The following is a 23,177-nucleotide window of genomic DNA, read 5'->3' as shown; positions in this document are numbered from 1 at the left end:
ATCCGGCCGAGGCTCCTCGAAATGCCCTCGGAAATGCCGAGGGGGGAGTTTCATCCCCGCCGACCGATCAATCCCCCGGTTGAACGTGTCCCTCGATCGGTCCTTTAGGGGGATTGCCTTCCGAGTCGTGATGCGCCTCCTCTTCCTTCAACCGCTCGACCGATCGGTTGAACCGCCGGGCGATGAACAGGAAGGCCAACGACACGGGAATCATCATCGCCGCCATCAGGATGAAGAAGACGTACGCCGGCATCTTCGGATACTGCGGGGTGATCACCGCATTAAGCTGATTGGCGAAGAAGACGGTCAGCAAAAAGCATCCCGTGATGAACCCCTTCATAGACTTCGGCGCCGCCGTGAAGGCCAGCTCCAGGCCGACGACCGAGATGCACAGCTCGGCAACCGTCACAATCACATACGCCAGAATCTGCCAGATCACCGACGGCTTGGGCAACTCGATCGCCCCTTGATACCGCTGCGTCACCGCCTTGACCAGCTCCGAGCCGCCGACCCGAGGACTCACGATCCCCGGGTAACGTTCCTGAAGCGCCTCCACGAGCGCTGCGGATTCTCCCGTTGCCAGATCTTCGGCGCCGATCAACGCCACCCGCTCGGCCTCGGGCTCGATCTCGACGCTCCCCACCTCCTCGACCGACCGCACCCGGGCGACCCGGTTCGTCGGCGATTCGGTTCGATTGAGCTGGAGCTTCAGGGCCAGATCCGCCTTCTCGCTCAGCGTGATGAAGTCGTACCTGTCGGCAATGTAATTGGCGTAAATCCCTTCGGGAGACAGCGGAAGCTGAGGCACATAGACGACCTGTTCGGGGTCATCCAACTCCAGTGCCTGGACATCGGCGACCGTATGCACAATCGAGTAGCCCGCCCCTCGTTCGGCGATCTCGGCCACCTCGGGAGTTGCCTCGTCGTCAAACAGAACGAAGTGCGCCCCTTCCTTCGACAGCCGATCGACCGTCTGATGCGCCATCCAGGCCGGAACGGCCATCATCGCCATGCTCAGAGCCGTGAAGACAAAGCCGACGATCATCTTGTCGGTGGCCCGCAACGGGTAGCCCCACGCCGCGAACCCGCGCCAGGCCAGCGTGACGATCGGCAAAAGGGTCAGCACGAAGACCGGGTTGAACGCCTGCACGGCGTCGGGAGCAAGCGTCACGCCGAAAAGGCTCAGGTCGAGCAGGTCGCGGGCGAAGAAGGTCCAGGTGCTCGCCTGTTGATCGAAGATGCTCCAGAAGAAGCAGATGACGAAAAACAGGCCGAAGATCCGTCGGATCACCAGCCGACGCTGCTGCTTCTCTTCCGGACTGGGCGGCGTGCGGTCGATCACCTCCACCGCGTAATGCTTCTTCCCCGCCGCGAAGAAGACGAACGCCACGGCCATCAACGCCGCCGGGAACAGAAAGGCGATCGCATAGCCGTACCGATCGCGCAGGAACGGCAGCATGAAGGTCGAGATCGCCGACCCGATGTTGATCGCCGCGTAGTACATTGCGAAGGCATCGCTTCGCAATTGTTCCTCTCCCGGCCGTTTCTGGTCGTACGTCAAGCCCATCAAGGTCGAGATGTTGGGTTTGATCACGCCGCTTCCCATCGCCAGCAACGCCAGGGCGATGATGAGAAACGGCACACTCTCAACCCCAAGGATCACGTGTCCTAGAATATACGGAATCGAGAATCCGACGATCGTCCAGTACTTGCCGAAGTAGTTGTCGGCGATGTACCCCCCGACCAAAGGCAGGAAGTAGGCCGCGGCGATGAACTGGCTCATCGCGAAACTGGCCATCTGGTCTCCCAGACCGAGCTGCGTCGACATGTAGAGCAACAAGATTGCCCTCATGCCGTAGTAGCTGCTCCGCTCGGCCAGCTCTCCCCAGAAGATGAACCAGAACCCCTTCGGATGGTGAGCCAGGTAGCCGAGGAGTCCCCGGCGCGTGGCTCCGCCCGCGTCTGCCGCACTGCTCATCGCGTTCTTGCTCCGTGAGATCGGTTCAGACCCGACCGCGCCGACGGATCGAGCCGCGTGCCCGCCTCACCTGGCTTGCACGCGATCGAGGATTGACAACGGGTCTCGGGGAGAGGAACGAGCCAGCCGCCAGCGGTGGGCTCAAGGTCGATCGACGCGGACATCCTGCCAGATCGTCCCTCCGATTGCCAGGCCACGCCCCGTCCGAGGGCTTGCGCCGAAGCCTCAAATCGTGTAACCTACCTGTCAATTCGCCCTGACCACGCGCCCATGCTCCCGAGCCGCTCCGCGATTCTCGTGCGTCGAGTGACTGCCCGAGCCTGAATTCCCGATACTCAATGCTTGGGGATGCTCAAAGGATGCGATCCGGTTCGGTCGCTGACAAACCGCATCCACGCTCACTCCCCGATCCTCCGCCTCAGCTCGTCTCTCGGCGGTCCGTTCTCCTAAACCGTTGCTCGTAAAGATCGAAAAACCCGAAACGAGCAACCCTGTTCGACATAACCCCCATTGATTCCAAAAGTTCCGCCTGAACGTTTTGGCGCACCTGAAGCGCACCACCCGGCGCACCGGCCGGAATCGATGACTCCCATGGGCCCGCACCAGACTGTCACGCACCGCCGAGTCCCGAAACGAACGACCTGAAATGCCGGAACGTCCCTCGGAACAAGCGGTTCCGTCATCACTCCCTGGCGCACCGACGAGCGCACCCAGGGCGCACTAGACCTGACGAGCCCCCCGAGCGGCGGATTCCCGAAACGAACGTCTCCACGTGATACAACCTCCAATAGCTCTTCCGCTTCCGTCATGACCGCCTGGCGCACCCGACGGCGCACCGACCCGCGCACCTTGATGAGGATTGCCCCCATGACCCGACTCGTCCCGCTCCTGCTCCTCGTCTCCCTGGCGTTTACCGGCCGCTTGCTTGCCGCGGCCGGCGGTCGGCCGATGACGGTCGATGACCTGCTGTCCGTCAAGAGCGTCGCCGATCCCCAGGTCTCCCCCGACGGAACCCAGGTCGTCTACGTCGTCTCCGAGGTGGACCGCGAGGCCGGACGGTCGAACAGCTCCCTCTGGGTTGTCCCGGTCGCCGGTGGCGAGCCGAAGCAACTGACCACCGCCAAGGGGGCCAACACGCACCCCCGGTGGAGCCCCGACGGTGCGTCGATCGCCTTCGTTTCCTCCCGGAGCGGGTCGAACCAGGTCTGGCTCCTTCCCCTCGACGGCGGCGAGGCCCGGCAACTGACCGACCTGCCCATCGACGTCGATGGCCCCATCTGGTCCCCGACCGGCGATCACCTGGCCGTTGTCGCCCACGTCTATCCCGGCCTGTCCCCCGAGGACACCGCCAAGAAGGACAAGGAGAAGGGTGAAGTTAAGACCTCCGCCCAGAGTTACGACCAGTTGATGGTCCGCCACTGGATGTCCTGGAACGATGGCAAGCGCAGCCACCTGTTCGTCGTTGATGCGAAGACCGGCGCAGCCCGCGACCTGACCCCCGACCTCCCCGTCAACGTCCCCCCCGCCCCCTTCGGCGGCTCGACCGACTACGCCTTTTCGAGCGACGGCAAGACCCTTGCCTTCACCGCCGAGCCCCTCGAAAACCGTCCCTGGTCGACCAACTCCGACCTCTGGACCGTCCCCGTCGACGGTGGCGAGCTAACGAACCTGACCGCCGGTAACCCCGCGGCCGACGCGCACCCCTCGTTCTCCCCCGATGGGAAGTGGTTCGCCTACCTCAGCCAGAAGCGCGCCGGGTTCGAGGCCGACCAGTGGGTCCTGAACGTCATCCCGACTTCGGACCTCGGCACCGGAAAGCCGATCCCCTTGACCGCCGTGATCGACCGTCCCGTCTCCTCCTTCTCCTGGGACCGCGACCGCCCCGCCTTGCTCGCGATCGTCGATGATGGCGGCGACAGTGTCGTCTACGAGGTTCCCGCCCTCGCCCGGATGGCTCCCCGTCCGATCCTCACCGGCGACGGCTCCTATGGCGATGCTCAGCGCGCCGCGGATGGGGTCATCGTCTTCACCCGGTCCTCCGCGGCTCGACCCACGGAACTTTGGGCCGATCCACCCGGCCCAGACAATTACCGAACTCTGACCGCGCACAACAACGCCCTGATCGAACCCCTCGACCTCCCCTCCGCCGAGTCCTTCACCTTCGCCGGAGCCGACGGCGACGAGGTCCAGGGCTGGCTCGTCCGGCCTCCCGGCCTGGAGGAAGGGAAGAAGGTCCCCGTCCTGTTCCTGATTCACGGCGGCCCGCAGGGCTCGTGGCACGATAGCTGGCACTCCCGATGGAACCTCGCCCTCTTTGCCGCCCCCGGCTACGCCGTCGTCGCGGTCAACCCCCGAGGCTCGACCGGCTTCGGCCAGCAGTTCACCGACCAAATCAGCACCGACTGGAGCGGCCGGGTTTACGAGGACCTGATGAAGGGGCTCGACCACGCCCTCGACACCTACGACTTCCTCGATGCCGACCGCATCGCCGCCGCCGGCGGTTCCTACGGCGGCTACATGGTCAACTGGATCGCCGGCCATTCCGACCGCTTCAAGGCGCTCATCTCCCACGCCGGCGTCTTCGACCTGCACAGCATGTACTTCACCACCGAGGAACTCTGGTTCCCCGAGTGGGAGTTCGGCGGCCCCCCCTGGGAAAACCCCGAGGCGTACCAGACCCACTCCCCCAGCAACTTCGTTCAGAACTTCAAGACCCCGACACTCGTCATCCACGGCGCGCTCGACTTCCGTGTTCCCGATGCCCAGGGGCTCGGCATGTTCACCGCCCTGCAGCGCCGAGGGGTCCCCAGTCGCTACCTTTTCTTCCCCGACGAAGGGCACTGGATCGCCAAGCCCGCCAACCGGGTGACCTGGTGGAATGAGATCCATCAGTGGTTGGCCAAGTACCTCGACGATTCCTCGTCGTGAACTCCGTTTGAATCCGAGACGGATGGCCTGGGTGACCGGCGTTTCCGTCTCCGCTCGACATCAATCAAGACGCCGTGTGATGGCCCGGCCCACGCGTTCCGGGCCGCCTGAATCATCAACACCGAAACTCGCTGACTGATGGGCCTCCCCGCGAGGGTCGCCCGACGCCATTCTGGGGAGCCTGGAATTCGCATGGCAGATGCCACCAACCTTCGCCGACCGATCACCGAAGTGGCCCACGCGCTCGGGCTGGAGGACTCATCGCTCGAACCGTACGGTCGAGACAAGGCCAAGGTCCGCCTTGAGGCCCTGGCGGCGGCCAGAGAACGCCGAGCCGAAGGGAAGTTGATCCTCGTCTCGGCCATCACCCCCACTCCGGCCGGCGAGGGGAAAACAACCACCTCGATCGGCATGGCGCAGGGGCTCCGCCGCATCGGCAAGGATGCCTGCCTGGCACTCCGGCAGCCCTCGATGGGGCCGGTCTTCGGCCGCAAAGGGGGAGCGACCGGCGGAGGGGCCAGCACGGTCGAGCCCTCGAACGTCATCAACCTCCAGTTCACCGGCGACTTCCACGCCATCACCGCCGCGCACAACCTGCTCGCGGCGGCGATGGATAACCAGCTCCACTTCGGCCAGACCGACCTCGACCCGCGCCGCGTCCTCTGGAAGCGCGCGATGGACATGAACGACCGCTCCTTAAGGCGGATCGTTCTGGGCCTCGGCGGACCCGGTCAAGGCGTCCCTCGTGAGTCGGGCTTCGACATTACGGCGGCCAGCGAGGTCATGGCCATCCTCTGCCTGGCCGAATCGTATGAGGACCTGCGCTCCCGGCTCGACCGCATTCTCCTCGGCTACAATCGCCAGGGAGAGCCGGTGCTTGCCTCCTCGACCGGCGTCACCGGCTCGATGGTGGCGATCCTCAACGAAGCCCTGATGCCGAACCTTGTGCAGTCGGCTGAGGGGGCCCCTGCCTTCGTCCACGGCGGGCCGTTCGCCAACATCGCCCACGGCTGCAACTCGGTGCTGGCCACCCGGATGGCCCTGGCTCATGCCGATTACGCCGTCACCGAGGCCGGGTTCGCCTTCGACCTCGGGGCCGAGAAGTTCTTCGATATCAAGTGCCGATCCGCCGGCCTGAACCCCTCAGCCGTGGTCATCGTCGCCACCGTTCGGGCCTTGAAGATGCACGGTGGCGTGAGCCTCGACGACCTGACCCACCCCGACCCCTCGGCCGTCGAGCGCGGCCTGGAAAATCTGGCCGCTCACCTCGACGCCGCCCGGCACTTCGGCAAGCCGGTGGTCGTGGCCATCAACCGCCGTCGAGAAGACACCGACGGCGAGCTGGGCGTCATTCACGCCTTCTGTGAGGGGCTTGGCATCCCCTGCGCGACCGCCGACGTCTTCGGTCAAGGGGGAGCGGGTGCCACCCACCTGGCCGAGCTGGTCGTGGCCGCAGCCGACCGCCCGCAAACCCCCTACCGACCGCTCTACGACCTCGATCAATCCCCCGAGGCGAAGATCGAAACCATCGCCCGATCGGTCTACGGAGCCGACGGCATTTCCATCACCGCCGAAGCGCAGGCCAAGCTCCGCAAGGCCGAGCGGCTGGGCTTCGGGTCCTTGCCGATCTGCATGGCCAAGACCCAGGACTCCCTTTCCGACAACCCGAAGCTCCGCGGTCGCCCCCGGGGCTTCACCATCACCGTCCGCGACATCGAGATCGCCGCCGGGGCCGGATTCCTTGTGGCCTTGACCGGCGAAATCGTCCGGATGCCCGGACTTCCTCGTCAACCGGCCGCGCTTCGGATCGATGTCGATTCGAATGGGAATATCACTGGTCTTTCCTAACAAAAATCAGGGAGATTCTCAGCGTTTCGTGACGGTCATGACCGACTCGTCCATCGCGGCGGCGATCGCCCGGTCGAGCCTCATCAGCTTGTCGCCGGTTGCTCCCGTCTCGCGGTGGACGACGTTCCCCTGGCGATCGAGCAGGACGAGCGTCGGGTAGTATTGCACCGCCATCGCTCCGGCGACCGGGCACGGCTGATCGGTCGGGGCCAGCAAGATCGGATAGTTCAAGCCCAGGCGACGCGACACACGAGCCAACGACCTCGGCCCGCCCTCTCCGTTCCGCTGGTAGGCGATCGAGACCACACGCAACCGACTGGGACCGAACTGGCGCTGCAGGTCCGCCAGATGCGGCATCGCGGCCACGCAAGGGTCGCACCAGGTGCCCCAGAAACAGAGCAAGACGTAGTCCGCATCCGTCTCCTTGAGCCGGAAGGTCTGACCGTTGAGGTCGGGCAGCACGAAGTCATCCAGACGATTCCGCTGCGGGTCAAACTGAGCCGCAGGTTCGACCGAGGCAACCTCCTGATCCGTGTCGTCCCGCTCTCTCGACACCCATTTCAGGAGTCCTCGCGTCCACCCTGCCGGTCCGTTCTCATCGGAGGCGGAGGCATCCCCGTCGCTCTCCTTCTCCTCCGCCGATCCCGCGGTCAACGGGGCCGGTGGCGGGAGGTCGGACCATCGGAACGTCCGAGCGTTCTCGGCGGTCATCGGCTCTGAACGCTCCGGGGCTGGCCCCGAGTCGATCGACGACGGCGATCCCCCTTGATCGGTCTCGACCATCTCGGCTGGAGCGGGCGGCTCGGAGAACGGGGCCGAAGCCCCTGTTCGAGCCTCGACGGTCGCATCCCCACTCGAGGGCAGCTCGGCGGGTTCCAGAGACTCGGGAAAGGCAAGCTCGCTCTCCGGCTCTGGCGACGGGGCGGCCAAGGCGTCCTCCGCACTTGCCGAGAAGGGGGCGACCGCTGATCGAGCGTCCGGCATCGAGGGGGTCGAGATCTCGGGCTCGGGGTCCGGCAGCCGCATGGAGCCCGGTTCCGAGGCCGCCGAGCCTGAGCCCCGAGCGTCGGTCGCCGATTCGAGTGCGGCCGGGTCGATCTCGGGGGGAACATCGGTCATGAGAAGCGGCGGATCGGGTTCCTCCCGATCGTGCTCCGATGCCGGTTCGAACCGCCTGACCAGAGGGACGGTTTCTGCCGTGGTCCGCGGAGAACCGGCCGTCATCGGTCTCGGTGCCGGAGTCGAAGCCGGCGGCACGGGCTGAATTCGTCTCGCGGGTTGACCCTGTTCAATCGGCCTCGGCTCACCCACCGCCGCCATCGGCAGGGGGAAGTCGTTTGGATCGAGGTCCGAGGACTCTTGAATCGATTCGAGGCGTTCCCGAAGCGGGTCGGGTTCGGCTCGGGGAGGCGGGGAATTCGGATTACCGTTCCCCTCGGGCCTGGGTTGTTCGACGACGGGATCAGCCTCGGGAAACCGAAGCCCCTCGTCCCGGTCCTCGCCCGCTTGCGAGGGATCGAGCGACGTTCGATTGACCGAGTCGAAGGGGATCCACCCTGCTCGGTTCCGGGACGGGGCTCGATCGTCGGGCCGAGGCGAGGCGGGCGCATCCTCTCGCTGATTCCCGAGCAGGGAGATGCGTTCCGGGGCTCGATCCTCCCGGTTGAACGAGGCCACTCGAGACGATTCCAGGCCGGCGTTCGACGCCATCGTCGGCCGATCCGAACCCTCGACCGAGGCCACTTCGATCCGGACCTTTTCCGAGGGGGCCGCAACCTGCGAGCGACCGAGTAGGAACTCCTGGCCGTCATCCCACTCGGCAATCAGCGTGTATTCTTCGCCGGGACGAAGCCCTCGAAGCAGGAACTGGCCCGATCGGTTCGTTGTCCCGACAACCTCCCGACCTCCAGGAGTGCCGTCGACGGCCAGGCGAACCCGAGCATTGGCGACCGGAACCCCGCGATCATCGACCACCTGGCCGACGATCTCATCCGGCTCCTCGTCGCTGGCCGGGGGATCCACCCGACTCGAAATCGTCGAGGGTGCCCCTTCCCGGATCGCCAGGCGTTCGGGACCGATCCCGACGCCCGCTATGGTCCTGACATCCGGGCCGCGACCAAGGCCGCCCCTGGGAAGGTTTCGGCAACCGGCCAATCCGACCACCAGCAGCGCGGTCGTGATGATCCATCCGACCTTTCGCGTCTGCAAGGACACTCCTCCGTCCCCCTCGATTCGCCCCACGAGTTGGCGACCCAGAAGGCACTCCTGCGATCGAGGCGTAACGCATCCGACCCGAGGCCGGGCCGTTCGCCTCTTGCTCCTTCATCTGAGGATCGGCAAGAGCCGGGAGCAACTTGAGCCGATTGTGCCCATCGTTTCGATCATCCCGCCGCCGGCCCATCCCCTTCGGCCCGCCGTTGCCGGGCGTCGAGGATCAGGGACCGGATGCGTCCGGCATCGGTCGCCTGTTGTTCCTGTTCCAGGTAGGCCGAAAGCTGTTCGATCCCCTCGTCCAGCCGGTCAAGCCCCAGCGCGACGATCCCGAGGTCTCGACGATACGCCCCTTCCATCGGTTCGAGCGCTACCAGCCGCTTCAACACCGCGAAGGCTAGCACGGCATCGCCGCTTTGCAGGTGAAGGGCGCGGAGGTTCCGGAGCATCCGGGCCACGACCTCGGCCGTGGACATGGGACGGAACTGCTCCTCGGTCAGCTCGACGGCGGCTCCGCTTCGGGAGGCGACCAGATTCTGGCAGGCGTCTCGATCGAGGAGCCTGCCCCCGTGGAAGGGATCGATGAACACCGGCTCCACCGACTCCTGATCGGCCCTGAGAACGAAATGAGCGGGCAGATTGACGCCATGCAGGGGCAGGCCGAGTCGCTCGGCCACCCCCCGGTAAAGCACGCCCAGCGAAATCGGAATCCCGGTACGGCGGTCGAGGACTTCGTTGAGATAGCTGTTGTTCGGATCGAAGTAGTTCGAGTCGTTCCCCGTGAATCCCTCTTCCACGTACAACACCCAGTTAATCTGCTGGAGCAACAGCCGGGTCGGGGCGTCCTCAGGAATCCGAAACCGAACCCGCTCGGCCAGCTGGTCGAGTTGCTGAAGGTAGGGACCGAACTCTAGCCCTGGACAGGCGTCTCGGGCAATTTCCAGGGCAATCCGCACGAGATCCGCGTTGGGATTCCCGTTGAGAAGCTGGAGAAATTCAGGGCTTTCGGGAACGAATCGGGGCACAATCAGTTTCCGTCGCTCGATCGGAAAGACATGGGTTGCGCGGCGACAGGACCATCGGTCGCGAGAGCGGAGGTTCGTCTCACGATCCTAACACGAGCGTCGGCTCTCAACCATTCGCCTCGGGCTTCACGGGAAGCGCTCTTGCCCAAACCCATGCGGGATCCTTATGTTCAAGGGCCGTTTCGACGCCGCATCCTGGAGGAATTGACCGTGCCCGCCAACCTCGACGAGCTCAAACAGCGCGCCAAGGCCATCCGCATCGAGATTCTCAAGAGCACGACCGAGGCCGGCTCGGGCCACCCGAGCAGTTCCATGTCGGCCGCCGAGGTGGTGACGGCGCTCTACTTCGGCGGGTTCATGAACTACGACCCGAAGCAGCCCCGCTGGCCTGATCGTGACCGCTTCATCCTTTCGAAAGGTCACGCCGCGCCGGTGCTTTACGCGGCCATGGCCGAGGCGGGTTACTTCCCGAAAGATCAGTTGATGACCCTCCGCAAGCTCGGCAGCCCGCTCGAAGGGCATCCGAACATGAACCGCTTGCCAGGGATCGAGGCGTCCACCGGATCACTCGGTCAAGGGCTCTCGATTGGTGTCGGCCACGCACTGGCCGCCCGTGTCGATGGCAAGTCGTACCACACCTATGTCATGACGGGCGATGGCGAGCTGGGCCAGGGGCAGATCTGGGAAGCCGCCGCTTCGGCCGCGAAGTACAAGCTGGATAACCTGACCTGCATTGTCGATCGCAACCACTACCAGCAGACCGGAGCCGCCGAAGACGTCCTGAACATGGACCCGATTGACGGTAAGTTCGCCGCCTTCGGCTGGCAGACCCAGGTCATCAACGGCAACGACATGGAAGAGGTGGTCACCGCACTGGAGCGTGCCCGAGCCGTCAAGGGACAGCCGACCTGCATTGTCGCCCTGACGCGCAAGGGTCAAGGAATGCTCAAGCTCCTGGCGAAGCTCTCGGACGAGAATTTCCATGGCAAGCCGGTGAAGCCCCAGGACCTGGACGAGGCCATTGCCGAGGTCGAGGCAACCGCTTGACCTGCCCTGAGTCTTCCCTCCGCAGCTCAACGATCGAACATTCAAGCAAGATCATTCAACACAAGACATAGGTGACGACACTCATGGCGGGCGCTTCCTCTGCGTTGCAGTCCAAGCGAGCGATCGGCAAGGCCACCCGGGACGCGTTTGGCCGCGCCCTGGAGGCGCTCGGCGGCGACTATCCGGATGTGGTCGTGGTTGATGCCGACGTTTCCAACTCGACCCGGACCGAATGGTTCGGCAAGAAGTTCCCGGACCGCTTCTTCAACATCGGCATTGCCGAGAGCAACCTCGTCGGCATCGCCGGCGGCCTGGCCTCGTGTGGCAAGACTCCGGTGATTGCCAGCTTCGCGGCCTTCATCTTGTGCAATGCCTACGACCAGTTGCGGATGGCGGTTGCCTATCCGAAGCTGAACGTCAAGGTGGTCGGCAGCCATGCCGGCATCTCGATCGGCGAGGATGGTGCCTCGCAAATGGGGATCGAGGATGTCAGCCTGGCCTGCTCCCTGCCGGGCTTCGTCGTCATCGTCACGGCTGACGAAGCTTCCACCAACGCGGCCACCAAGGCCATTCTTGACTACAAGGGACCGGTCTATCTCCGGACCGGCCGTCCCGACGTGCCGAAGGTCTACACCGAGGACTCGGCCCCGTTTACGATCGGCAAGGCGAACCAGCTCCGCGATGGGAAGGACGTCACCATCATTGCCTATGGCCTGATGGTTGCCTCGGCCCTCGATGCCGCCGACGAACTGGCCGGCAAGGGGATCAACGCTCGCGTGCTCGACATGCACACGATCAAGCCGCTCGACCGAGAGGCCGTGCTGGCCGCCGCTCGGGAAACGGGGGCGATTGTCGTGGCCGAGGAGCACCTGGCCCACGGCGGACTCGGCAGCGTCGTGGCCATGACCCTCGCGGAAGCTCAACCGGTGCCGATCCGCTACGTCAATCTCGGTGACTCGTTCGGCGAAAGCGGATCGCCCGAGGCCCTGCTCGAGAAGTACGGCCTGACCGCCTCCAAGGTCGTCGAGGCCGCCGAGGCAGCTGTCTCCGCCAAGAACGCCTGAGCGAAGCGGACCGAACGAACCGTGCAAGCGAGCCAGGCCGGAGCCTTACGGATTGACGTAAGCCCCGGCCTGGATCGGTTGCGCGATGTGATCGACCGCCGCCCCGACCGGCACCAGTCCGAGCCGAAAGCTCAGGGGAGCCACGGCCGATCGGGCCAGTTGCTTGCGATGCGCTCGAAGTTTGAGCAACCGAGGAAGCTCGATAATCGCGTCTCGCTTCCCCAGCAGAAACGGCCGTCCCCTGCCCTTCACCACTTTCCAGGCGAACTGAACCACCAGAAATCCCAGGTGGGGAATCAGGGCCGCGACGAGCCATCCCGCGGGCAGGTTCGACCAGAACAGGGCCTCAGCGTTCTTCGCCATGCGGCGGTGCAGGCTTGGGCTGCCGTGGTCGTAGGTGGCCGAGACGTCGTGCAAGATCCGGCACTCCGGCTCGAAGACGCAACGATACCCGGCCCATCGGAGCCGAAACGCCAGGTCAACATCCTCGTAGTACGACCCGTACGAAGGGTCAAACGGCCCCACCTTCCGCAGGGCCTCGGCCCGATAGAAGGCGCTTGAGGCACTCGCGCCGAAGACTTCCCCGGCGGGTTCGAGCCTCCAGCGATCGGCCGACTGACGATGCCCTCGTTTCGACGGCCAGCCGAAGAACGCGTAGCAATCGCCGGCCGAATCGACGAGTTCGGGCCGCGATCGGATCAGCACCAGGGGAGCGACCGAGCCGACGCTCGAGTCCTGAAAGGGAGCCAGACCGGCCTCGGTCCACCCTTCGCAGACCTCGGCATCATTGTTCAAGAGCTGGATGATCGAGCCCCGGGCCGCGGCAATTCCGGCGTTGGCGGCCACACAGAACCCGGCGTTGCGTTCCAGGCGGATCAGCCGAACGTCTGGAGCGTGCGCATGGAGCCATTCGGCCGAACCGTCGAGCGAGGCATCGTCCACGACGATCACTTCTAGGTGAAGCCCTTCGGGACGGTGCCTGCGGAGGCTCTCCAGGCAAGCGGGCAGCAGGTGCCGGCCGTTATGCGTGGGTATCACGACCGAGAGCGTCGGTCGGTTCACGGTCTACCCTCCGGTTGCGAGGCATGCCCCAATCGACCTTGCCGAAGGCCACGTGCAGGGCGGTCATCCACAGAATTTTCACGTCGAGCCAGAAGGACCAGCGGCGCACGTAGTCGAGGTCGTACTGCAGCCGCTTGCGGATCGACGTTCGGCCCCGCCAGCCGTGGACCTGTGCCCAACCGGTCAGACCCACCGGCACAACGTGTCGCAGGGGGTAATCGGGCACCTCCTCCTGAAAGCGCTCGACGAAAATGGGACGCTCGGGACGAGGGCCGACCAGGCTCATGTCGCCCCGAAGAATATTGATCAGTTGGGGCAGTTCGTCGAGACAGGAATGCCGGAGCCAGTCGCCGATCGGGGTGCAGCGGTCGTCGTGGTTGGCCGCCCAGATGGGGCCGGTATCACTCTCGGCGTTCGGTTTCATGCTGCGGAACTTGATGATCTTGAACAGCCGGCCCCCCTGCCCAATTCGATCCTGTGTGTAAAAGATCGGCCGACCCGAGGTCGTGTAGATCAAGAGTGCGATGGCCGCGAAAATCGGCGACATCACCAGCAGCCCTAACGCCGCGCATATCAGATCGAGCAATCGCTTGGCGATCCGACCAGAATGGATCGACTCGCCGATCGTGTGAGCGGGCTGGTAGCGGTGGTGGGGAAGATCGGCCCGGGAACCTCGCTCCTGGGCGGTCGATCCCGTCTCGTCTGCCATCCAGTGCACTCGAAGCTTGGGGTTCTGGAGCGCATGGAGTTCCGGATCGGAATTCCGGCTCGGATGATCGGAGAGGGCCACAATGATATGCGTCGCTCGCGAGCTTCGAATTACGTCGGAGAGCCGCTCCAGGCGACCGAGGACCGGAATCGGTTCGGAACCGGGATGGAGGGCCAGTTGCCGACCTCTGCCCGAACGATCCACGAATCCGACAATCCGCAATCCAGACCAGGGCCGCTGGTCGAGCATGGTTCCGAGGCGCCGAAGCCGGCGACGAGCCCCGACAATCAAAACCCGGCCCGATTCCGAAGAACCGCTCGACCGAGCCGAAACGGAGGGCTGATCAGGGGAGGATGATTCCTTCATCGGGTCTGCACCGTTCCCTCGGTGTCGTGGGAAGCGGCCGGATTCGAGCCGGCCACGCGATCGCCGCGAAATCGGCCTTTAGCGAATCGGCTCAAGCGTTACCATCGGTCTGGTCTTCCAGGGGATTCCAGTGATTCTCACGATCTCTCCCCCGGAGCCATTTCTCGAACGAGGGCCGAGCTCGGATGACCATCGCACCGCTCGAAGGGCCGCAATGCCCAACGCCCCCGACTTTGGCGATTGTGATCGTCAACTTCAACTCCTGGCCCGATTGCGAGCGGCTGGTGGAGGCGATGGCGGCGGCGCTGACGCGGATCGACGGAGGGTGCGAGCTGATTCTCGTCGACAATGCCTCGGATGCCCCACCGCCGTCCGGTGTGACGGGCCGATCCGGGATTCGCGTGCTTCTGAGCCCTGACAATGCCGGTTTTGCGGCAGGAGTCAATACGGCTTGGCGACAGACTGCCGCTCGCTGGCTCCTTCTGCTGAACCCGGACACCTTCGCCGACTCGGATCTTCCTTCGAAAATCCTCGACCGAATCGCCTCCTACGAGGCCAGGGCCGAAGGGCCTCCGGGGATCGTCGGCTTCGCCCTGAGCAACGAGGACGGATCGCGGCAGCACTCGGTCGGGTCGTTCCCGACCCTGGCGGGCTGTCTCCTGGAAGTCTGCACCCCTCGGTCGCGTCGCAAGTACTGGTCCCTGTCCCGCACACGGCCCGGCCCGGTTCCCTGGGTCACGGGTGCCTGCTTGCTTGTTCAAACGGTGGTCCTGGACCAGTTCGGAGGGATGGACGAGGACTTTTTCCTCTATCATGAGGAAGTTGCGCTCTGTCGATCGGCTCGCGATCGGGGCTGGTCGGTCGAGTTCGACGACTCGATTACCCTCGGACACCTTCGCCCGTTGCAGTCGAGGGCGATTAGCCCGGTCCTTCGCATCGTGACCCGCCACAGCAAACTGCTCTACTTCTTGAAGTTCCGTCCCCGCTGGGAGGCGAGAATCCTGGGCTGGGTGATCGCCTGCGAGGCAAGGTTTCGACGGCTCGTGTGCCGGATGGCCGGCCGCACCGATGACGCAAACGCCTGGAACGCCGTCGAATGGGTTGCCCGAACGCTCGACTCCGATCGAGGGCTCCGGGGAGTCGAGGTGCGACGGTTTGCCGAACGGAGCATCCTGGGCGCGTCCCCCGCCGTCCGAACAGTTCCGCGCCGAAGGCCCCGCGATTCCTACAGGAGACGGCCGATTCGTCTCGACGATCGCAACCGATCGCGGTAAAACCCGACTTCCAAAGAACCATCCTGCCACGAATCGTGACGGGAGGCCGCGGAATCTCGCGTCCCAGGGAGGGGTCGCATGAGCCGATTGCAACATGGATTCGTCGTCGTCTTGTTGATGGTCGCGGCGGGAAACCTCCTCATCTGGAAAACCTCCCGGACGTCGATCATCTACGCCGATGGGCTCCGCTACATTCGCCAGGCCAAGGTGATTGAAGCCGGTGAGATCGTCGGCGGCTTGCTCAAGTCGATCGACCATCCGGCCTATCCGGTTGCCATCGCCCTGGCTCACGGGCTGGAGGGGGGAGAGGCTCCGCTCGACTGGCAACGCGCGGCGCAAATGGCGTCGGTCATGGCTGGCATTCTCCTGGTCCTCCCGCTCTATCTGGTGGCCCTGGAACTGGTGGGGGGCCGCGTGGCCTGGATGGCTTGCGTCCTTTGCTTCGGGGCGCCGGTCATGTCTAACGTCCTGGCCGATGTCCTGAGCGAAGGAACGTTCCTCCTGTTCTGGACATGGGGAGTCTGGGCCGGCCTGCGGTTCCTGAAAGACGGTCGATTCGCCTGGCTCGCTCCCATGATCGCCGCCACCATTCTGGCCTATTTCACTCGGCCGGAAGGCTTGCTCCTTCCGCTGACGATGACCGCGACCCTCGCCCTGATGCCGGCCCTGAAAAGCACGCGACTGGAATGGTCGCGCTGGTGGGCGGCAGTGGGCTTGCTCGTAATCGTTCCGGCCCTCGTTATCGCCCCCTTCATGATCAGCAAGGGAGGCGTGGGAACGAAGCCCGCCATCGCTCGGTTGATTGGCACCGCTGCCCCTTCCGGAGCCGAGGCCGTCGAGCGAAACCGACCCTTCGACCCGAATCAGTCGGTCGTCAAAACCTATCTGGTCGCCGCCAAGGTCGTGTTCGAGTCGATCCGCGACGCGGTGACGATTCCCATTCTCGTGCTGGTCCCCATTGGCCTGTATCGGGCCAAACGCAATGCGAGGTCCGCGCGTCAGGCGTTGTTTCTAACGCTGCTGCTGGTGATCTCGTTCCTCGGCTTGATGAGGTTGCACGCCACCGGAGGCTACTGCAGCCCTCGGCATGCCATGATTCCGGCGATGATGCTCATTCCCTTCGCCGCGCTCGCGGTTGATCATCTCCTGCGGTGGGTCACAATTCCGGGACGCCTGATCGGAGCCCCGGGAGAGGCCATTCGACCCGGTCCGATTTTCTGGTTGCTGGCCATTGCCGCACTCATCCTGCCGTCGGTTCCCCGACATCAGGCCCCGTTGAATGGGCCCTTTGCCGCCTACCGAGACGCGGCCGAGTGGCTCACCGACCATGTGCAGCCTGGCGAAAAGGTGGTTGACCTGACCGGGTGGAGCCAGTTTTACGGCGATTATCCCGGCTACACCTTCGCCGACGTGATCTATGCCGGAGCCGATCAGGACGCCCGCTGGGTTGTGGCACGCGAGGCCCACGTCTACGGCAAGTGGGACTACTGCGAAATTCTCCGATCCCTGATCGGCCCCTTGCAACCCGAAACCATCGTGCCGAAAGGGGCTGACCCTGATCAGGCTCGTGTCTACATCTTCGACCGCAAGGTGCCGGGCGACCTGGTGCTGATGGGAACCCCCTCGGATGTGGTCCGGCGCTGATTGAGTATCACGTTCGGACCAGAAACGACGACGCGAACCCCCGTCATCCCTTCTGCCAATGGGAACCGGCACGTGGACACCGAAGCGACCGATCACGACCCCGAGCACCTCGATCCCGTTCGACGCTGGTGGACACCGATCGCGGTGGTCCCTCTCTATCTGGTGGCCATCGCAGGGGCAACCTGGCCCTTTGTGAAGACGTTCACCACGAGACTTCCCTCGACGGGTGATCCGCTTCAACACCTTTGGGTCATGCGCTGGTACAAGCAGTGTTTGATCGAAGGACGATCCCCCCTGGTCTGCCCCGACTTGCAATATCCCGTCGGTGCCCCGATCGGGAACTTCTCGCCGCTTCACGTGCAATCGCTGATCTATCTCGTGATTTCAACGATCAGTGACAATGATGTGCTTTGCTTCAACCTGATCTGGCTGTTCGGCTTCTTGCTGACGGGCCTGGGTACGTTCTTCCTGGCGCGATTTGTCCTTCGGGATGATGCCGCGGCAACGCTGGCCGGGCTGCTGGCCATGCTGAGCGGTCCGGTGCTGATCCACTCGCATGCTCACCTGGAACTGATCTATGTCGGTGGATTTCCGATCTTCTTCCTCGGTTGGATGCGATTGATCGAGCGGCCGGGCTGGGGGCGATTGATCGCCGCCGTGGCCGGGTTCATCCTCCTCGCGATGTGCGCGGCGTATTTCATGGTCTTTGCGATCTTTCCGGCCGCCCTGTATCTGGTCTGGAAGGTGACGAGACAGCCGAAGCGAACGAGGCTCGGGTGGCTCCGGGTTCGAGGAGCCTGGATGACCGCGTTCATCGCGATCTGCCTTCCGGTCTTGATGGTCCTCTTCGCCGGTCAACTTTGGAACGTCGTGAACGGTCAGGCGGGAATCCGTCCCAAGGCGGAATTTGAGCGTTACGGCGCCCCCTGGTGGGCCTACGTCGTCCCGATGCCGGGCCAGGTGCTTCAGGGGTTCTTCCCGATCGATCTCCACGGCGCGACGCGAACATCGGGCGAGGGGATGGCGTATCTCGGCATCGTTTCCCTGGCCCTCGTCGCTCGGGCGTGGTGGGGGAACGTCCGGTTCCGGGATGCAGGGTTCTGGTGGTGGTCGGCGGCCATTCTGGTCGTCCTCTCCCTGGGCTCGCATCTTCAGTACGGACCTCACCGGATTGCCATGCCGGCCGGTTGGCTCCGCGACTGGGAGTGGTTCGTCCCCTTCCGGCTGATCCGGGTCCCGGCGCGGTTCAAGCTCTTTGTGCCGGTCTGTACGGGAATCCTTGCCGGAGCGGCCTGGATGCAGCTTCGTGCGCGATGGTCGCGGCCGATGACGCGGGGACTCGCGCTGGCGATCGTTCTGGTGGTCGCGGTGGTGGATCTGGCCCAGGTTCCTTACGGTGCCGAGGCACTTCCTGCGCTTCCACAAGGGTACACCTGGCTTCGCGAACATCATCCCGACGCTGCCTGGATTGACATTCCGCACATGAATTCTGGGAATGCTCACTCCTTCAACGCTCGGCTCACCTACTGGCAAGCCTTGCACGGCGGACGCACCACGGCCGGTTACTCCGGCCATCAGAACCGGCCGCACGATGACCTGATGAGCTGGAATTCCCCGTTTGCCGACACCCGGATGATGGAAGCCAGCTTCCCCGGCCCCTCCGGCACGGAACATTTCGACCTGATCCGTAATGCCGACTTTCATGATTATGCCTGGCTTTATCTCACGCATCACGACCTGCGGTTCGTCGTCCTGCATCGTGCCAGTGAGATGCCCGCGGAACAGATCAGTCGGATGGACGCGGCGCTCGATCACGCCCGCTGCTACGACGATGGCGCATTGGCCATCTTTGACCGCGAGTTGATGCCGAAGCCCCGCGCTCCGATCGCCCTCGGATCGGAAGACTGGGGAGGCTATTATCTCTTGCCGAAGGATGGATTCGTTCGCCTGGCGACCGCGTCTCCAGCGATCGAGTTCGTCAATCCAGACCCTGAGGAACCGCTGGTCTTCGCCTTCGAGGCCCGGGCGCTCGGTGGCCCGCGCACAGTGACCCTGAAGGACGGTGATCGGGCCGTCTGGACCTGGACGGTCGCTCCCGGCGAGTTTGGCCTGCACGTCAGCCCTCCCTTCCTGCTGCCCGAATCGCAGGGGCAGTTCCACCTTGAAAGTGACGGAGCGCTCGCCCTCTCTCGCGTCCGGAAACGCTTTGAAGGAGAACGCGAGCCGGTCTCAATGATCGTGCGGGGCGTCTGCCTTCGATGGGCGAATGACGCGGAGCGAGGTTCCCAGCATGTCCTGGCATTCGGACCGAAGGCAGAAACGCCCCATCGGAATCGGTAACAGGTTCGGCGCGCGTCACCATGCTCATGCAAGTTGATTCGTGATCTGAAGGCGTCACCTTCAAACGATCGTCAACGCCGACTGCGGAAACGAAGGGCCTGCACCGTCGAAAGGGCCCGAGGCGCGAGGAGACATCGACCGATGCGGATTGCCTGGTACACCCACCGCTATGCCCCGTGTCTCGGCGGTGCGGAAACCTACGGTCGGGCGATGGTCCGCCGCCTGGTGGCTGAGGGTAATGACGTCGATGTGCTGACAAGCGATGCTCGCGATCTCTGGTATTTCAACGATCCCCGACGTGCCCGCCTCGATGAGCCGGCCGTCTCGACCATCGACGGCGCTCGGGTGCGGCGCTTCCCGGTTCGACACATTCCGATGCAGCGCTATGTCGGCAAGCTCCTGAGCTATGTCCCCCACTGGCCCACCCAATGCCGATATGCCTCGTACATGCCCCTCATCCCCGACCTGCAACGGGCGAGCGAGACCTACGACGCTGTCTTTGCGGTCGGTTTTCCGTTCACGAATTTTTCCTTCGCCGCCTGGAAGAAGGCCCGGTCGAGCGGAGCGCCCTTAATCCTCACCCCCTTCCTCCACCTGGCAACGCCCGGCGATCCGGTCCACCGCCATTACACGAAACCGCATCAGGTGCGATTGCTCCGCGAAGCCGATGCCGTCGTGGTCGTCACCGATCTGGAAGCCGACGCCGTGGCAAGTTGGGGAATCCCCCGATCCCGGATCGTGAAGGTCTCGATGGGATTTGAACCGTCCGAGGTTTGCGGCGGTCAGGGGGATCGGTTTCGGGCCTCGCGACGGATTCGGCCGGGGCAGCCGATAATTGGTCATCTCGCCACCTTGGACCCGAACAAAGGGACGAACGACCTGGTCCGGGCGGTCATGGCCCTGAACGCCACGAGGCCGGCCGATGATCCGGTCGCCCTGGTTCTGGCCGGGGTCAGCTCTCCCCATTTCGAGCGATTCGCGGACGAATTGCCCTCGGAGACCCGTCGCTGGCTGATCCGAACCGGCCCCCTCTCAATCACCGATAAGGCCGACTTCTTCGACGCGATCGACATCTTTGCCATGCCGTCTCGGACCGACTCGTTCGGCATTGTCTTTCTGGAAGCCTGGGCCAACGGCAAGCCGGTCGTGGCCGCTGCCGCCGGCGGCGTGGCCGAGGTGGTCGAACACGACCGAACCGGCGTCCTCGTGCCGTTCGGACACGTCGAGAAACTCTCCTCAGCGCTGGAATGGCTCATCGATCAGCCGGAAACGGCTCGCCGTCTCGGTGATGCCGGACGTCTTCGGGTTGCGCAGGGCTGTTCGTGGGACGATTGTTACACGACCATCGCTGCGCAACTCGATTGCCTGTTCCGGCGCGACCTCCGTGTCGACTCGCACGCGACCTCCTTTGCAGATCGAGCAGGCCGGGCGAACTCGGTGAGCTTCGCTCGGCATCAGGCCGGGCGTTGATTCCGTCTCTGCTCGCGATGGATCAACCGTTCCCGACGCTCGTGTTCCTTCCGGAGTCGGACCAACGGCGGTTGATGCGCCTTCCTGGCACGATCCCGACGATCGGTCGGGTTGATCCGAGCGCCTCCGGGATTTCGAGAGGCGGCCTCCCAGGTTCTTCCCCGGGCCGATGAGGGGACCGGATTCGGGGCGTCGAGCCCCCACCGATCGCAGCAGAGGCAGTAGGCGTACGCGGGGAGCGGTCGCGAGTGGCAGGCCGGGCACGTTTCTGGGCCTTCGACCGAGTCTCCGGACCAGCCGTTGACGTTGGTGCCGAGCAGCAGTGTCGGATGGGGAGGTTCCCCCCGCCCTGCCCCTCGCCGAAAGGTGCCGAAATGTCCGTTGGCCTGATATCGCTCCGCTTGCTCGTTGGTCTCGACCTCCACCTCAGGTCCGGGATGAGGGTCGATCAACGCCAGGAACGGAGCCATCGAGGCCGACCGCAACACCTGGGTCGACTTCGGAGGTTCCGGCTCCGGCTCCCCTGCCCTGGCCCATCGGAGCATGAGCGGAGGTCCGGTTTCGATCAGGTGGTAGCCGAATCGCTCGGCCGCGAGCACCGAAAGCGTCACGACCAGCTCGTCGGGACGCTCCCAGACATCAATCAAGCCGTCCACATCCATGTCCGCGAGGGCGTCAATCACGGATTCCTCGTCGATTCCCGTCGCCGAAACCAGGTCGTCAGGCGTGCTCCAGGCGACTTGAGCGTCGACGATGGCGTTGACAATCCGACTCCAATGGTCGGGGATGTCGGTGGTTGAGAAGGAGGGGATTGTACTCACCGCTCACACTCCGGTCGAAGATCGCTCGCGCCCCGAGGTCGGGGCGCGTTGGCGAGGGGGTCGAGAATTCATCGGGTTCAGTGGTTGGTTCTCAATTCAGGCGATGGCCCCGCACTTGGGACGCGGGGCGAGACGAGCCAACGCTCAGGAGTTCGAGTCGAGATCCATCGATGCCTCGGCATCCTCCGAAGGCATCGCTTTGAGGGCGGAAAACTCCTCGGGGGTGAACCCTCGGCGGCCAAAGGCCAGGCCGATCGGTTCGTCGGGCGACGCCAGGGGCATCCCTTCCACGCGGGAGGCTCGTTCCAGGTCGGCGTCGGACGGCACCTGAAGCGCAGGCATCGCGGCTTCGGCCTCAATGATCATGGCGATGCGATCGGCCTCGGCCCGCGCGACCTCTGATTCCTCGGCTCGGGCTTCAGCTTCCCAGGCCCGAAGGGTCACCAGCGCGGCGTCGGGAAAGTGATCGAGCCCGTTGAGCACCCGCCGGACCCAGCCGAGCGAGGGGCCTTCGGGAGCATTCCTCGCCAGCATGAAGGCTGCGACACAGGCGTTTGCGTCCTGGGCGTCGAGCGCGTGCTCGGCGAACGATTCCAGATCGTCGGTCGATTCGCCGTCGAGCTGTTCAAGGTAGCGGCCGACGAGTCGAGGATTGACCCGATCCGGCCGATCGCAGGCCAGATCGATCTGCCGCTGATCGTCAGGGTCGGGAGCCATCGGCCGATAGGCTTCCAGTTGTCTCCGGGCCCATTCCCGAGCGGCATCGTCTCGGGAGAGGGTGGCGGTTTCGTGGAATCGGAGCAGGCTGTCCAGCGAAGGGGCCGGAACGCCCCCCGCCACCGGGCGAAGATACGCCTGGCCTCGGAATTCCTCCTCCCGATTGCGCAGTTGTTGCTCGATCAACGATTCGCGGAGCAGCCGGTTTGTCTCCCGTTGCAGGGCTTCGAGCGAGGCGGCATTGCGCGACCGTTCTCGGGTCGAGGCCACTTCCGCCAGGCGATCGAGGAACGATCGCGGAACCGCGCTGAAGCCAACCGCCTGTTGCGAAAGCGACTGGCGAATCTCGCTCGCGGTTTCCGCCGCCAGGCGACGGGCGACCTTTGGGGTCAGTTCGCCTCGCCGGACGTTGCGTTGCAGCTCGTCACGACGGGCTCGGAAGCGGGCCAGTTCCGCCTCGGCTTCGCTCGTGAAGGCCGAGCCGGTCTCGGCGCTTCGAACACCGAGCGGCCCAAGCGTTATTCGAAGGGGATTGAGCGCCATTCGACTTCTCTCCAGGGTGTGTGACACAACAGGTGGTTCAAGTTCGCGGGACAAGTCTCCCGGCGACGATTCGAAATCGTTCCGAGAGCGCACGTGCTCGCGTTGCAACGGTGCTAGACCAAGGATCAAA

15 protein-coding genes are annotated in these 23,177 nt (G+C 64.4%); 8 read left to right on the top strand and 7 right to left on the bottom strand.

Annotated elements, in window-relative coordinates; genetic code table 11:
• Nucleotides 1-67: 67 nt before the first annotated feature.
• On the bottom strand, nt 68-1,978 hold the full coding sequence (locus GA615_RS07750) for a POT-type proton-dependent oligopeptide transporter (RefSeq protein WP_152050711.1): 1,911 nt from the start codon (nt 1,976-1,978) through the stop codon (nt 68-70).
• An 867-nt stretch (nt 1,979-2,845) separates the two neighbouring features.
• Between GA615_RS07750 and GA615_RS07745 the strand changes: the two genes are divergently transcribed.
• Both GA615_RS07745 and GA615_RS07740 read left to right on the top strand, forming a co-directional pair.
• The gene (locus tag GA615_RS07745) at nt 2,846-4,906 is read left to right on the top strand and encodes an alpha/beta hydrolase family protein (protein WP_152050710.1); all 2,061 of its coding nucleotides are present in this window, start codon (nt 2,846-2,848) and stop codon (nt 4,904-4,906) included.
• Nucleotides 4,907-5,098: 192 nt separating this feature from the next.
• Nucleotides 5,099-6,754 carry a formate--tetrahydrofolate ligase gene (locus GA615_RS07740; protein WP_152050709.1) on the top strand — a complete coding sequence of 552 codons (1,656 nt, stop codon included), beginning with the start codon at nt 5,099-5,101 and terminating at the stop codon, nt 6,752-6,754.
• Nucleotides 6,755-6,772: 18 nt separating this feature from the next.
• Here the strand turns inward: GA615_RS07740 and GA615_RS07735 are convergent, their stop codons facing one another.
• Both GA615_RS07735 and GA615_RS07730 read right to left on the bottom strand, forming a co-directional pair.
• Complete coding sequence (locus tag GA615_RS07735; protein WP_152050708.1) at nt 6,773-8,962, bottom strand: redoxin domain-containing protein; 2,190 nt, start codon at nt 8,960-8,962, stop codon at nt 6,773-6,775.
• 173 nt (nt 8,963-9,135) lie between these two features.
• A complete protein-coding gene (locus GA615_RS07730; RefSeq protein ID WP_235905209.1) occupies nt 9,136-9,990 on the bottom strand; it encodes a SirB1 family protein in 855 nt (284 codons plus the stop codon).
• A 210-nt stretch (nt 9,991-10,200) separates the two neighbouring features.
• On the opposite strand from GA615_RS07730, the gene GA615_RS07725 reads away from it, so the two are divergent.
• Together GA615_RS07725 and GA615_RS07720 are read left to right on the top strand one after the other, a co-directional pair.
• Nucleotides 10,201-11,037: a transketolase gene (locus GA615_RS07725; RefSeq protein WP_152050912.1), complete on the top strand. Its 837-nt coding sequence runs from the start codon at nt 10,201-10,203 to the stop codon at nt 11,035-11,037.
• 83 nt (nt 11,038-11,120) lie between these two features.
• A complete protein-coding gene (locus GA615_RS07720; RefSeq protein ID WP_152050706.1) occupies nt 11,121-12,101 on the top strand; it encodes a transketolase family protein in 981 nt (326 codons plus the stop codon).
• 45 nt (nt 12,102-12,146) lie between these two features.
• Here the strand turns inward: GA615_RS07720 and GA615_RS07715 are convergent, their stop codons facing one another.
• Both GA615_RS07715 and GA615_RS07710 read right to left on the bottom strand, forming a co-directional pair.
• On the bottom strand, nt 12,147-13,163 hold the full coding sequence (locus GA615_RS07715) for a glycosyltransferase family 2 protein (RefSeq protein ID WP_152050705.1): 1,017 nt from the start codon (nt 13,161-13,163) through the stop codon (nt 12,147-12,149).
• On the bottom strand, nt 13,123-14,238 hold the full coding sequence (locus tag GA615_RS07710) for a sugar transferase (RefSeq protein ID WP_152050704.1): 1,116 nt from the start codon (nt 14,236-14,238) through the stop codon (nt 13,123-13,125). The genes GA615_RS07715 and GA615_RS07710 overlap by 41 nt, the downstream gene beginning before the upstream one ends.
• A 185-nt stretch (nt 14,239-14,423) precedes the next feature.
• On the opposite strand from GA615_RS07710, the gene GA615_RS07705 reads away from it, so the two are divergent.
• The 4 genes from GA615_RS07705 to GA615_RS07690 all read left to right on the top strand — a co-directional run bounded on the left by GA615_RS07705 (nt 14,424) and on the right by GA615_RS07690 (nt 20,966).
• Entirely contained in the window at nt 14,424-15,512 is a 1,089-nt protein-coding gene (locus tag GA615_RS07705; protein ID WP_152050703.1) for a glycosyltransferase, read from the top strand.
• Between the two features lie 78 nt (nt 15,513-15,590).
• Nucleotides 15,591-17,156 (top strand): glycosyltransferase family 39 protein, encoded by a 1,566-nt coding sequence (locus tag GA615_RS07700; RefSeq protein ID WP_152050702.1) that lies wholly within the window; start codon nt 15,591-15,593, stop codon nt 17,154-17,156.
• A gap of 72 nt (nt 17,157-17,228) precedes the next feature.
• Complete coding sequence (locus tag GA615_RS07695; protein WP_152050701.1) at nt 17,229-19,496, top strand: hypothetical protein; 2,268 nt, start codon at nt 17,229-17,231, stop codon at nt 19,494-19,496.
• 141 nt (nt 19,497-19,637) lie between these two features.
• Complete coding sequence (locus GA615_RS07690) at nt 19,638-20,966, top strand: glycosyltransferase family 4 protein (RefSeq protein ID WP_152050700.1); 1,329 nt, start codon at nt 19,638-19,640, stop codon at nt 20,964-20,966.
• Here the strand turns inward: GA615_RS07690 and GA615_RS07685 are convergent.
• Nucleotides 20,951-21,787 carry a hypothetical protein gene (locus tag GA615_RS07685; protein WP_152050699.1) on the bottom strand — a complete coding sequence of 279 codons (837 nt, stop codon included), beginning with the start codon at nt 21,785-21,787 and terminating at the stop codon, nt 20,951-20,953. The two genes, GA615_RS07690 and GA615_RS07685, sit on opposite strands and share 16 nt — an antisense overlap.
• Nucleotides 21,788-21,931: 144 nt before the next feature.
• Nucleotides 21,932-23,047: a hypothetical protein gene (locus tag GA615_RS07680; protein ID WP_152050698.1), complete on the bottom strand. Its 1,116-nt coding sequence runs from the start codon at nt 23,045-23,047 to the stop codon at nt 21,932-21,934.
• Nucleotides 23,048-23,177: the final 130 nt, after the last annotated feature.

Source organism: Tautonia marina (assembly GCF_009177065.1).
GTDB classification, from domain to species: Bacteria; Planctomycetota; Planctomycetia; order Isosphaerales; family Isosphaeraceae; genus Tautonia; species Tautonia marina.
Note: the sequence above shows the minus strand (reverse complement) of the source record. Positions and strands in the feature narration are given on the sequence as shown.

Coding starts and splice junctions, on each gene's coding strand:
- GA615_RS07750 (WP_152050711.1), bottom strand. CDS start 1,978: ATGAGCAGTGCGGCAGACGCGGGCGGAGCCACGCGCCGGGGACTCCTC.
- GA615_RS07745 (WP_152050710.1), top strand. CDS start 2,846: ATGACCCGACTCGTCCCGCTCCTGCTCCTCGTCTCCCTGGCGTTTACC.
- GA615_RS07740 (WP_152050709.1), top strand. CDS start 5,099: ATGGCAGATGCCACCAACCTTCGCCGACCGATCACCGAAGTGGCCCAC.
- GA615_RS07720 (WP_152050706.1), top strand. CDS start 11,121: ATGGCGGGCGCTTCCTCTGCGTTGCAGTCCAAGCGAGCGATCGGCAAG.
- GA615_RS07710 (WP_152050704.1), bottom strand. CDS start 14,238: ATGAAGGAATCATCCTCCCCTGATCAGCCCTCCGTTTCGGCTCGGTCG.
- GA615_RS07705 (WP_152050703.1), top strand. CDS start 14,424: ATGACCATCGCACCGCTCGAAGGGCCGCAATGCCCAACGCCCCCGACT.
- GA615_RS07700 (WP_152050702.1), top strand. CDS start 15,591: ATGAGCCGATTGCAACATGGATTCGTCGTCGTCTTGTTGATGGTCGCG.
- GA615_RS07690 (WP_152050700.1), top strand. CDS start 19,638: ATGCGGATTGCCTGGTACACCCACCGCTATGCCCCGTGTCTCGGCGGT.
- GA615_RS07680 (WP_152050698.1), bottom strand. CDS start 23,047: ATGGCGCTCAATCCCCTTCGAATAACGCTTGGGCCGCTCGGTGTTCGA.